Origin of the sequence: Pseudoalteromonas holothuriae (genome assembly GCF_945859825.1) — a bacterium.
Taxonomy (GTDB): Bacteria; Pseudomonadota; Gammaproteobacteria; order Enterobacterales; family Alteromonadaceae; genus Pseudoalteromonas; species Pseudoalteromonas holothuriae.
On sequence record NZ_CAMAPC010000007.1, the window covers coordinates 1 to 11,448 of the forward strand.

Sequence of the window (11,448 nt, forward strand, 5' to 3'; positions counted from 1 at the left end):
ACATCATATAATTTACTTATTTCAGATACGAGAGGCCGAACAAACTCAGCTTTATCTTCCGAAGCATGACTTATAAAAATTTTAATCATTGTGAAAGTTCAACTCCTTATGAATGCTAACGCCGTTTTAAGCGGCGAGTAATAGCTTGCTAAAATGTGGAACGAAGTGGAACCTAGCAAGCTATTACGAGTCCGACTTGAAAACCCTTGTTAGCTAGCCTTACGCATAGCTATTATTTTTTTCGTTTGTACTATACAACTTTCCATAAACTCATTACGGAATGATTCTACATCAGTTTGCAATAGCTCTAACTCCGAATTTTTGATGATAGCTTTATTAAGGGTGCTTTTGTAAGCAAGCCTTATCTCATCTTCTGTACTTTGATCGATTAACTGTTTATTAAACTTTGCTTTAGTTTTAATTTTGTATATTACATCATTAATTATTTCTTCTTCATTTTTCTTAAAAAGATGCAAATCTATCAAGGCAGTCCACGTCACCATACAACCAAACTCTGCCTCAATTGTAGTGCTACTTTTGGCTTCACTATCACTCTGAACATTGGCGATAGTACTATTATTTATTATCTTGCCTTGCTTATTAAGTAAAGTTGATTGATTTAAACGACATGTTTTATTCCAAGATATGCACGAATTACCACATGGCTGTCCCTTCTTACAAACTTTTGCAATAGCGCTTGTCGAAAGCAGAAGAAAAATAAAAGATACAATAACAATCTTCATAGAACCTACTGGGCTAGCTAACGCTTCACTAAGAGGCAAAAAATTGTTGGCTAAAATTAGCGACGAAGGAGCAAAAAGCCAACTGTTTTTTGTCCTTTTGAGTGACTTGTTAGGCTGATTTTGGCAGCTGATATATGTCCCTTAATAAACCGTCTGGAAACACTTTCCTATCTACTTTTTTACCACCCAGCTTTTCTACCAGAGAGCGTGCAGCAATATTATCGTCATTCATATAAGTTTCAACAGTTCTCCATTTAAACTTAATATAAGCATGCTCTATAGCGGCCTTTGACGCTTCAGTAGCCACACCTTTTCCTCGACCTTCTGGCATAACCCACCAAGTAAGCTCTTTTGACCAATCTTTACCTTTCCAAAAGCCGCAAGTGCCAATAAGACTATCATCAGATTTTTGCTGTATAACCCACACTCCATAACCTAATAAGTACCATGAACCTATATCGGCTTTTAACCTAGTCCAAACTTGTTCAAGACCTATAGGCCCACCATACATTTCTGACGCAATTACATCAGTATAAAATGATTTGTATAGTTCAAAACAATCAAGACTTGGTGGTATTAGTCGAAGTTGCTGTGTCTCAATGCTGGGAATCATATTGTTTCAGCCTAACGCCTTGCTAAGAGGCAAAAAATTGTTGGCTAAAATTAGCGACGAAGGAGCAAAAGCCAACTGTTTTTTGTCCTTTTAAGCAACTTGTTATACGTTTTTACTCAATACTCAGAATCACTTCTTCTCTGGAATTCTCATGAGTTAATACAACGCTACTTTTAATTGATTTATTTAACCATGATAAGAAGTTAAATAAAACAACAAAGTCAGTTTTAGAATTTATATCTTTGGGATCTATATCAAATTCGATTTCATAACTTTTGAAAAAGTGGCAATTAACTAGTAGTTCACCGACCTGAACAGAAAGTAGAGTTGGGGCATCATTTTGTAATTTCCAGATTGAATCAATAGAGTCAGGCAAAGTAGCAATGTTGCCGCCGTGCGTAAAAGCATGAGAATACTCTGCCGATTGTAAGGCAGCAAAGAATAGCTCCCATGAATCTCGTGATTCTGAAGTGACGATGATGTCTCTAAGTGAGTCATCTTGTTCGAAGTGTGATTTTAGATTATTCCATCTATCCATGAGAAACGTATAACGCTAAGCTAACGGGCACAAATGCAGCGGTACTATTGCGAAGCACCGCTGCATTTGTGTCCCAGTGACCGAAGGGAACGTGTTAAGCGCCTTGTTAGAGTTCATAGCTTAATAAGGGCGATCATGTCTTCGCCACCCTCGTCCATGCCGACTTCTTTGAAACCAAAACTAGCATAAAAATCTTTTGCCACTGGGTTTTTGGGGTTGTAACAGATTTCGATTTCTTTGATTGCGGGATACGCCGCAATTTCTTCTAATGCCATCTTTAACGCTTCCCTTCCAATACCCTTTTTCTGGTGGTTTTGGTCCACCATGAAACGCCAGATTGAAATTTTTGATTCAGTTTCTAAAACCCACATCAGAAAGCCAATAGGCTGACCGTTTTCATAAATGGCTTTGCATGTATGCCCTGAGTTGTAATGCGCCTCTACAAGAGACCACATATTGCAGGCGACATATTCTTCTTGCTCTTTTGTGACATCCAAATCACAAACAGCTTCATAATTTGATTTATCAATTTCTTCCAATGAAATTTTCATGTTTCTCCTGAACTCTAACGCCGCACTAAGCGGACTAAAATTGTGGGTTAAAATGTGTAGCGAAGCGAAACGTAACCCACTGTTTTAGTTCCGTTTAAGTGCCTTGTTAGCTTTAATTTTTCGGGTTACTTAAAGGCCCATTTTATTTTTATAAAAACTTTTTCAAAGAAAAGACCCATTAATGAAGCAGGTATTGTAACCAACAGACCGAAAACCAATACCATCCAAAAACCCTCTAAGTACGACTGATAGTCGAGCAATAAAACGACAAAAAAGTAATTCAAAACACCACACAATGCAGAAAGGATGGTTACAAATATTCTTCTGCCACTCGTAGTGACCTGCCAGCCAGACAAACTGATACCTTTTAAGTCGTTGAAAAATGCTTTAGCTGATAGACCTGAAGAGAAGAAAGCTACCATCAAAGTACCTAAAACCAAGTATGTTTCACTTACTTGATTGAGTGAAAATACTAAAGAGATGAATACGACAAAAGCTACTGTAATAAAGAGAAATCTCATACACCTATCTCAAGTTGTGACAAATGAAAGCTAACGCCGTTTTAAGCGGCAAAAAATTGTTGGCTAAAATAAGCGAGGTACGAGCAAAAAGCCAACTGTTTTTTGTCCGACTTGAAAACCCTTGTTAGGCATACATTAACCGTGGTGTCGGCGGATATGCTTTACTAAACCTGATTCGTTAAACTCTAATGAAACAATATTAGTTTTACTATATTCAATGGTTTTATCTAAATGTGCAGGCTTAACTTTACCCATTTCAGTCATTTTTATAAAAACAACATTAGCACCTACCATAATTTCGTTTATCTCAATATTGCTGTTTATAACTTCATCTTTTAGTTTACCAACCATATCTGAACGGAGTTTCGATTTATCAGTATACGTAAACTTGAATTTGACATGTTCATCGATGAAGTTATCAGATAATAGCGATATATAATGATCTATTTCTTTAGTGGTTGTATTTGGTTGTTGGCGAGCATTTTTGGCTGATACAAATGCCTTTGCTTTCTCGATTAATTGATCTGCCGTGAACTTTTCATTTGCAGAACTTGAAAAAGATAAAATAAGGGATATGAATACTAAAGTTAATTTTTTCACTGAACTCTCCTTGTATGCCTAACGCTTTGCTAAGGGGCAATTGACTGTTGGCTATACTTGCGCGAAGCGCCAAGCCAACTGTTAATTGTCCCAGTGAGTTTACGAACGAACTTGAGCAACTTGTTATAAGCCATCTTTAGCACCATGCGTAAACAGTAAAAATTTTGGGGCATACCCCGTAAATACAACATGCCCTGAGATATATGACATACCAAACGTCACGATACCTAAAAGCCAAATAATATGATCATATGGTTCTGTGAACGCAAAAGTAACCGTAGCTAAAAGAGCAAAAAATGAAAGGACAAAGATGAACCCAGCAAGCACTCTAAACGGTGTTCTAACTTTAGCTAATTGCTCCCTCGATATACTCATATCTTCCTTTGGCTTATAACGCTTTGCTAAGCGGCAATAAAATTGTTGGCTAAAATTAGCGAGGAACGAGCAAAAGCCAACTGTTTTTTGTCCGTTTAAGCAACTTGTTATATGCAATTTTTGTAAGCAACTATTTGATATCTAGTAAACTTACCATTTTTATAAACACGACTAAAACAATATTTATTGTTTACTGCCATTTCAGTGTTTACTTGAATCTCTGTAAACTCACCAGATGGCAATTTAAATTTAGCAAGATCATAATGCGGATACTTACCTGCTTTACGAATATTTATGGGTTCGATTGCAAGAGGCGTTTTAAACTCAAATATATCTGTTGAATTATAAAAATCCGATTTAATAAATAACCATAAAAGAAAAAACAGCGCAGAGATAATAACTAGAGTTAACACAGCCAACTTTAGTTTTATCTTAGGTTTAATTCTGACTCGATAGTTTTGATTTCGCATTGCATATAACAGTATATTAGCGTGAAATCGCGTTAATGTTCTACACACTAAGCTGTTCTTTCGCCAATATCATAATTTAATTGGTATAAATATTAGCATGTTAGCGTTGGTTTTGTCCTCAAAAAATTAACAACCCACTCGGATAAAAACGAGAATCTACTTAAACGAGAATAAGCAAATTTACCTAATAAAATTAAACTTCAATATAATCAAGTAAATAGATAAGTTTCTGGGGCTTTAGGCGAACAACAGGAACAAACATTAACGGGGCCGCTAGTTGCAAAATTTGGTGCCTTAAATTATACCTGTACAAAACCACAGTAAATGCATTTACTATGAACAAGTCACCTTTTTTGGAGTCTGTGCGTGTTGAGCTTAGAACTCGTCGCTATAGTTTTAAAACTGTAGGGCAGTCGCTTATAAAAAGGTGCAATGCTCTCCTGCAACGTGTCAGTTGAGCTTTTAAGTCACCTTGTTAATCAACAAAATAGGGGGCAAGCTACACAAGCGCATGTATTATTAAATACGCTTTATTAAACGCGATTGAGTTTGAATTTAAACTTTAATAAAGAGTCACAAGGCTAAAAAAGCCACCTGTATTATCAATTAGGTGGCTTTTCCATAACCAGCTTATTTTGGCTGGCTTACGTCTTCAAGCTTTACATGTGCGCTTGCCGTTGGACTTCGGTACAGGGCTTCTTTAGACGTTGCTTTAACACTAGTTTTTATCTCATTATTTGAATGTGATACTTCTGATGAAATAGCGGGTGCTGCAGTCGGCCCCAAACTATTTTCCGTATTAAGAATGAGTGGTAGGCCATCTTTTCCACCACCAATCACGACAATTTTACTATTGTTTGATTTTGCAAGTTCTATGGTGGCCTCTATGCCTCGCCACCTTAAGTAAGTCTCAGAGATACCGCCACTAACCGTTTTTTGAAATGCAGCGATACCTTTTGCTTCAGTTTCTTTACGCATAGCTTCTTTTTCGGCAACTTCTAAGCGCATATCATACTCTTGCTGTAAGTAATGCTGGTTTACCTTTGAAATAATCGCATTGTGAACTTTCTCTGGCACATCCACTTTACGAATCAAAACATCGTCTAAGTTAACCAATGCATGACCATCCATAATACCACCAGCCTCTTTCAATATGGTTTGCTCTTGGAGCTTTAACTCTGCAAGTACTTTTTCAAGCAATTGCGCTTGCACATCCATACGTTGAGAGCCATAGACTTCTTCGGCTGTGTAATTAGAAATTATCACGCGCACAGCAGAGCTCACCTCGGGGATCACCATTTCATTGACATAATCTTTGCCAACCAGTTGGTGTAAAAATGGTACATGCTTGACAACCGGCCGGTATCGTACGGTAATATCTAATGAGACTCTAAGCCCTTGATTAGTAATAGCATGCACTTCTCTGTGTGCAGTTTGAAAACGACTAGAATAAATAGTCAGTTTATCCCATGGCATCACTAACACAGTCCCTTCGGTAAAAGGCTTATCTAAGTAGGTACCGCCCCCAAGCCGCTTCCATAATACCCCTACTTCACCGGAGTCTATCTTAATAAATACCATGGGCACTAACGCGATAATTAAAAATAGCAAGATCAGTAAGGTTAAACCGGCCCTAAAGCGCCAAGATAAAATACGATTGCGCAACTTAGGGTAATAGCGCTTTAAAACCCGCATTATCAAATTAGAAATGACTATCAATACACATAATGCGGCTAAAATGTATAAGCCTATACCTGGTGGGATTACAATGTTCATGAAGGCATCCCCTCATTTTCAACACTATGATGTTCCATTAACTGTCCCTCTACCATTTTCAAATGTACATCTGCCAAATGGAAGTATGCATCATCGTGAGTTATTGCTATCACCGTATTACCTCGAGCTTTAAGCTTAGGTAATACCTGCTCATAGAATTTTCGCCTAAAAATTGGATCTTGATCTGCTGCCCACTCATCAAATATGTAAACAGGACGATTTTCTAAAATTGTACTAAGTAATGCCAGCCGCTTTCTCTGGCCTGAAGATAAATCGATGGTGCTAAATTGTGCATCCTTAACACTCACTTTGGTGTTCATTTCTAGAAACAATAACCAGTCATCTATTTCTTGTTGTGAACTGGTGCGAATACCGTAGAGTTGTTTAAATAAATGAAAATCAGAAAACACAGCTGTGAATAAGCTTCGATAAGTATCAAGGTCGTTATTGGTTATCGCATTTGAGTTCAGAGATATTTGCCCGCCTTGTAACTCATATAATCCAGTTAGCATACGGATAAATGTGGTCTTGCCGCTGCCATTACCACCGGTAATAAAAGTGATTTGTCCAGGCTTAATACTTAAATCAACAGGCCCGACAAAAAACGGACGATCACCTTTATCTCTATTGTGTTGATAGTATGCGCCTTCTAAGCGTATTTCTTCAAACGCACGGATCTGTGTTTCGCTATGCTTAGTATCTTGGTGTTGTGCCTTCTGGGACGCTAATTTTAGTTCATTTTCCAGTGCCAACACATTATTCGCCGCTTCTGTGGCTGTGGTATAAATAGGGATACCACCAACAATACTGGTAATAGGGCCAATTAAAAATAAAGAGGCGGTTGTTACTTTAATCACCACATCGGTATAAACGTTTGAGAGCATTGGCACAACGAATACCATCGCACCAGTTGCAGCAAAGAATGTGATTTGCGACAACACAAAATCTGTAGCGAATAGGGTTTGTGTTGTGGTTTTAGCCTTTTTAGCACGGTTAGAGTCGCTAATAAATTCATGCTCTAAATCATCCGCACGAGGCACACTCAACTTTACTTCTTTAAAGCCATCTAGCAAATCAGATAACCTTTGAATAAGCATATTTTCACTCTCAAAGGATAACTGCATATTTTTTTGAATTTCATCTGCTCTTAATCGGTGTATGCTTGCTCCAAGCATAATCAATACCGAAATCACTAAAAACGCGACAAACGAATGATAAGCAATATAGAGGGAAGTAAAAAATACTAAGGTAATCGATTGTCCAATAATAACAAACAATTGCGCAGATTGAGAAATGGTTTGTAGCTCTTTACTTAACGTATTAAAGATCCGCTCTTTACCAATTTTTTCTAAGGTAGATAACTCCGTATGACGAACACACTCAAACAACTCTACGCGCAACCCTGCAATGGCTTTTTCAACCGTACGCGCCGCTTTGGTCATCAAGCGTTGCTGTGTTAAACCATAAATCGCAATCGTTAAGCTAAATAAAGCTAAGTAGTAAAGAATATGGTTTTCTTTGCTAATATCAGAAATGTTCTCTGCTACGTTATTGATTAGCGCAAGCACCAGTGCGTTAGCAAGGCCTGAAATACAACCAAGCGCTACAAAGGTCCTTTTTTTTATTTTTATGTTTCGACTTATTAAATCGTATAATACCATTTCATTATCTTTTATTGTTTTAGTACTCACAAACATATGTATATTTGCGAGTTTGACTAAGTTCCATGTAAATGAATGCCGCAGTCAAACAGACGTCCGTGCGATCTTCTACTCTTCTTCCTCTTCAATCGGCTCTCTGCGTTTGGCTAAAAATAAAATAAGTAAACCAGCTAATGGCGTGAACACTAATGAAATCAAAAAGAACCCAACTGGGCCTGCAAACGTGTTTCGGCCCCAATAACCCGATAGCATGCACAAAGCTAAATACAGTATTACCAGCATTTTCTATTCCTTAAGTTAACAACGGTATGATAAATAAACCAGCAGAAATCTGCTGGTTTATCAAGTTACTACTAATTAGCAGCATTCACTTGAGTGTCTGCGTTACTTGTGTCTTTACGATACTTTGCTGCAATGTCAGAAATGTCATCCTTCATACTCGAAAGATCAAGATCTAACAAAGTTCCGTCATGTTCAAAGTGTCGAATAAACGTCGTGCCTACTGCATGACAAGATGCCGCAGATACAACCGGCATAAATGCCAACGAGCTTAAAGTGCCAATAATTGGCACGGCCTTTAGGAAGCTACTCAAGCCAGCGCCGCCTAAAGTTTGTGGAAATGAACCGCCGATAACCGCACTAAGCGTGCCACGTATTTTATTGTCGCTATACGATTGACCATACACCTTAGCGAGTTCACTGATCATTTTTATTTGAATACCTGTCAACGCAACTAAGTCGACCGCAGGAATAGGTATTAACCCACTACCAAACGACCACTTTGTATACTTATCGACAATAAGTTGCGCAACGGCTTCACGATTTTCAACCTCAACAGGGCTAGTGCCTTGCTCAGACTTTGTATCGTTTACCTTCTCTTCCTTCGCTGTTTTTGTCGCAGTCATAATAAGTCCTCTATGATTTAGAATTAAACAGTTGTTAAACATATCAAACTACGTCAAAGCTAATTAAAGCCTAATCTTTAGTTTGCCCTTTTTTCACCTAACACCCACATGTGGTGACAGGTAATTCTGTTACTGTGAAAAGTTGTTCTCACGGTAAAAAACGAAATACAACTGCTCTATTTCCTTTTCTTATTCACTTTTATTGCACTCAAGCGTCGTTTAAAACACTTTGACAACTATCACTTCGATGCGAATCGCTGTAAAAAATAATGTTTCTAATTTCACTTGAAATACAATCTGACTCCGTACCTGTTTTAACGTAATTACTAAAGACCATGACCGATTGGTCTCGCTCAATAAGACGATTGAAGCTGGTCACCCACGAATATGGATAACTTCCAGAGTACTGTAAAAATTTTTCATATTTTCTTAAGTTTGTATCGCTGGGGTTTTGTGGGCAATCAGCAACTTTTCCATATTGATTTGGATCGATATAGGTTACAAACCAGCCATAGCCGTAATATTCACAAGATTGTGAACTATTGGTATTTGAATACGGTGCAAATGCTGCTAGTTTTTGCACTTCATTTAAAATTTGATCAGTATATAAACCTTGATCCCACTTATGCATATCTTCAACAGTGGCATACATATCGCCAGCTGAGTATAAAACTAATGGATTGCTATATGGATTTACTAAAATATCTTCATATGGCGCAGGCCCCCCAACTGCGGGGGGACGCCCATTGGCAAGAGGTAAATATTGGTTCTGATTATAAATATAGCCTGTGGTCATATTTGGATAAATACCAAGCTCGCTAAACGAGCCACTATCGCTCATCCCCAAGGTATTCAAAATTTGATCTTTTAAAATATTTTCAAACCAGAACTCTTCACCAATGTTACCTTGTGTGCCAGCTGCCAGCTGCTCAATAATGTTACCTATTAGGTAATAATTACAATTACTGTACTGATATTTAGAGCCCGGTGTAAAAGATGGCATATCACTTTGTCCCGTACAGGTGCAAAAACGATTACTAAAGTCTTCTGGACCGTTTAGGTTTAAAGCTTGGTCGTACAAAAATGGACGCCAACCATAATTATCGTATACCTGTTCATTGTCACTATAATTATCAATACCAGATGACATAGTCAGTAAATTATGCAAAGACACATCTGCACACTGATTTTCAGGAAACCAAGGTAAGTGATCACCAATCGTTTCTTGCCTTAAATCTTTTCCCTCTAACATTCGCATCAAAATAGCCGCAGCAAATGCTTTGGTATTTGAGCCTATACGGTATTTAGACTCAACCGTATTCTCCACCCCATATTGCATACTTTGTGGACCACAATTAGCCTGATAAACCACACTATCTGATGATGTTATATATATGGTGCCAAAAAAAACTAATTTGTCGCAGTAATCGTTTACTGTGGTTTGGATCATTTCGATTTGACTAGACGTAATTGTGGTGTTTTTAGCGACACTCTTTTTTTGTAAACATGAAGCTAAAATTAAACTAATCAAACACAATACGGTCATTTTAAAACGCGAATGTAAAAGCCATTTCATTGTTGTTTTTCCTTCAATAAATGTCTGTTATTTGCTAACTACACAACGACTAACAAAACTCATTATGCTTGAGCGTATCAAGCGACTATTTACTACTTCATGATGATATTTTTGCCATGCCAACGAGTACTTTTCTAACTCCCGTGTATGCTTGTCGACCATGGGTATAGAGCATATTGTCTAACAGCAAAATATCATTTCTTTGCCAAGTAAAAGAAAATGTTACATCTTGATATACTCTATTTATCACTTGAATATATTCGTCTGGAATAACACTACCATCACCAAAGTAGGCGTTACGGGGCAGTTTATCTTCGCCAATACTTGTACGCATTAAATCAGACATGTTTGCGTCGATACTTGAGGCATGAAAAAGATGCGCTTGGTTAAACCAAATCTTTTCACCTGTTTGTGGATGCTTTGCCACTGCAGGTCGGTATTGACGTGTTTGTAACCGCTCATCGAACCATTCAAACTCTATGTCATTTGCTACACAGTAAGCCTCAACCTCAACTTTGCTGTCAGTCTGAAATACTTCTTGCCAAGGTAAGTCTATATTGCCGTAATTGCGAACGTACATAACACCTTGCTGCTCGAACTTATCTCGAATTTCGACTGGCATGTTTTTGTAAACTAAACGGCTGTCAGCAAGTGGCGTATCTCCCCCAGTTTTTGCTGGCAGCACGCAAAAGAACCCCATTCGCATTGGCCACTTATTTGAATATGCATTTTCATTATGCTGCAATATAACTTGGTCCGAATGATATTCAGTTGTCGTATAGATATTGTTTTTCATCGCCGTGCGAGGCGATGAACGATACATATATTGGCTAAGTGGTTCACCGAATATGGTTTCAAGTATAGTGCTAAACTGATTACTACTGACTATATTTAAACCACGCAGCAAAGCAAAACCGTCATGATTAACCCACCGGTTAATCTCTTCAATGTGGTTTTTAACCCAGGCTAAACCACTTTGTTTTTGTAATGACAGGTCATGGATCCGATGATCGACAACCGCTGCGTTTGTATCCATCTTTACTGTTAATAATTGATCCATTTTATTCCTATCCTTTCACTTGGTAAGGTCTACACTGTAGAACAAAAATTTTACAACCG

At 37.8% G+C, this 11,448-nt stretch carries 14 protein-coding genes; all 14 read right to left on the reverse strand.

Features of this window, described 5'->3' with window-relative positions:
* Window positions 1-209 precede the first annotated feature (209 nt).
* Complete coding sequence (locus tag OCI93_RS10720) at window positions 210-743, reverse strand: hypothetical protein (RefSeq protein ID WP_261626386.1); 534 nt, start codon at window positions 741-743, stop codon at window positions 210-212.
* Window positions 744-852: 109 nt separating this feature from the next.
* On the reverse strand, window positions 853-1,356 hold the full coding sequence (locus OCI93_RS10725; RefSeq protein WP_210798800.1) for a GNAT family N-acetyltransferase: 504 nt from the start codon (window positions 1,354-1,356) through the stop codon (window positions 853-855).
* A 112-nt stretch (window positions 1,357-1,468) separates the two neighbouring features.
* Window positions 1,469-1,894 (reverse strand): hypothetical protein, encoded by a 426-nt coding sequence (locus OCI93_RS10730; protein WP_261626387.1) that lies wholly within the window; start codon window positions 1,892-1,894, stop codon window positions 1,469-1,471.
* Window positions 1,895-2,007: 113 nt separating this feature from the next.
* Window positions 2,008-2,445, reverse strand: a complete 438-nt coding sequence (locus OCI93_RS10735) for a GNAT family N-acetyltransferase (protein WP_261626388.1) — start codon at window positions 2,443-2,445, stop codon at window positions 2,008-2,010.
* A gap of 125 nt (window positions 2,446-2,570) precedes the next feature.
* Entirely contained in the window at window positions 2,571-2,966 is a 396-nt protein-coding gene (locus OCI93_RS10740; RefSeq protein WP_261626389.1) for a hypothetical protein, read from the reverse strand.
* 135 nt (window positions 2,967-3,101) lie between these two features.
* Window positions 3,102-3,566: a nuclear transport factor 2 family protein gene (locus OCI93_RS10745; protein ID WP_261626390.1), complete on the reverse strand. Its 465-nt coding sequence runs from the start codon at window positions 3,564-3,566 to the stop codon at window positions 3,102-3,104.
* 123 nt (window positions 3,567-3,689) lie between these two features.
* A complete protein-coding gene (locus OCI93_RS10750; RefSeq protein WP_261626391.1) occupies window positions 3,690-3,941 on the reverse strand; it encodes a hypothetical protein in 252 nt (83 codons plus the stop codon).
* A gap of 107 nt (window positions 3,942-4,048) precedes the next feature.
* Window positions 4,049-4,411, reverse strand: coding sequence for a hypothetical protein (locus OCI93_RS10755; RefSeq protein ID WP_261626392.1), 363 nt, complete (start codon window positions 4,409-4,411; stop codon window positions 4,049-4,051).
* A 630-nt stretch (window positions 4,412-5,041) separates the two neighbouring features.
* Window positions 5,042-6,187, reverse strand: a complete 1,146-nt coding sequence (locus OCI93_RS10760; RefSeq protein ID WP_261626393.1) for a prohibitin family protein — start codon at window positions 6,185-6,187, stop codon at window positions 5,042-5,044.
* On the reverse strand, window positions 6,184-7,848 hold the full coding sequence (locus OCI93_RS10765; protein WP_261626394.1) for a cyclic peptide export ABC transporter: 1,665 nt from the start codon (window positions 7,846-7,848) through the stop codon (window positions 6,184-6,186). Before OCI93_RS10765 ends, OCI93_RS10760 begins: the two co-directional genes overlap by 4 nt.
* Before the next feature lie 108 nt (window positions 7,849-7,956).
* On the reverse strand, window positions 7,957-8,130 hold the full coding sequence (locus OCI93_RS10770; protein ID WP_261593034.1) for a hypothetical protein: 174 nt from the start codon (window positions 8,128-8,130) through the stop codon (window positions 7,957-7,959).
* A 71-nt stretch (window positions 8,131-8,201) separates the two neighbouring features.
* A complete protein-coding gene (locus tag OCI93_RS10775; RefSeq protein ID WP_261593032.1) occupies window positions 8,202-8,753 on the reverse strand; it encodes a YcjF family protein in 552 nt (183 codons plus the stop codon).
* A gap of 208 nt (window positions 8,754-8,961) precedes the next feature.
* Window positions 8,962-10,329: a serine hydrolase domain-containing protein gene (locus OCI93_RS10780; RefSeq protein WP_261593031.1), complete on the reverse strand. Its 1,368-nt coding sequence runs from the start codon at window positions 10,327-10,329 to the stop codon at window positions 8,962-8,964.
* Between the two features lie 97 nt (window positions 10,330-10,426).
* A complete protein-coding gene (locus OCI93_RS10785; RefSeq protein ID WP_261593030.1) occupies window positions 10,427-11,389 on the reverse strand; it encodes a TauD/TfdA family dioxygenase in 963 nt (320 codons plus the stop codon).
* Window positions 11,390-11,448 lie beyond the last annotated feature (59 nt).

Excerpts from the sequence above, each read along its gene's own strand:
- OCI93_RS10740 (WP_261626389.1), bottom strand. The coding sequence starts at position 2,966 with ATGAGATTTCTCTTTATTACAGTAGCTTTTGTCGTATTCATCTCTTTA.
- OCI93_RS10725 (WP_210798800.1), bottom strand. The coding sequence starts at position 1,356 with ATGATTCCCAGCATTGAGACACAGCAACTTCGACTAATACCACCAAGT.
- OCI93_RS10755 (WP_261626392.1), bottom strand. The coding sequence starts at position 4,411 with ATGCGAAATCAAAACTATCGAGTCAGAATTAAACCTAAGATAAAACTA.
- OCI93_RS10775 (WP_261593032.1), bottom strand. The coding sequence starts at position 8,753 with ATGACTGCGACAAAAACAGCGAAGGAAGAGAAGGTAAACGATACAAAG.
- OCI93_RS10730 (WP_261626387.1), bottom strand. The coding sequence starts at position 1,894 with ATGGATAGATGGAATAATCTAAAATCACACTTCGAACAAGATGACTCA.
- OCI93_RS10780 (WP_261593031.1), bottom strand. The coding sequence starts at position 10,329 with ATGAAATGGCTTTTACATTCGCGTTTTAAAATGACCGTATTGTGTTTG.
- OCI93_RS10760 (WP_261626393.1), bottom strand. The coding sequence starts at position 6,187 with ATGAACATTGTAATCCCACCAGGTATAGGCTTATACATTTTAGCCGCA.
- OCI93_RS10735 (WP_261626388.1), bottom strand. The coding sequence starts at position 2,445 with ATGAAAATTTCATTGGAAGAAATTGATAAATCAAATTATGAAGCTGTT.
- OCI93_RS10720 (WP_261626386.1), bottom strand. The coding sequence starts at position 743 with ATGAAGATTGTTATTGTATCTTTTATTTTTCTTCTGCTTTCGACAAGC.
- OCI93_RS10765 (WP_261626394.1), bottom strand. The coding sequence starts at position 7,848 with ATGGTATTATACGATTTAATAAGTCGAAACATAAAAATAAAAAAAAGG.
- OCI93_RS10750 (WP_261626391.1), bottom strand. The coding sequence starts at position 3,941 with ATGAGTATATCGAGGGAGCAATTAGCTAAAGTTAGAACACCGTTTAGA.
- OCI93_RS10770 (WP_261593034.1), bottom strand. The coding sequence starts at position 8,130 with ATGCTGGTAATACTGTATTTAGCTTTGTGCATGCTATCGGGTTATTGG.
- OCI93_RS10785 (WP_261593030.1), bottom strand. The coding sequence starts at position 11,389 with ATGGATCAATTATTAACAGTAAAGATGGATACAAACGCAGCGGTTGTC.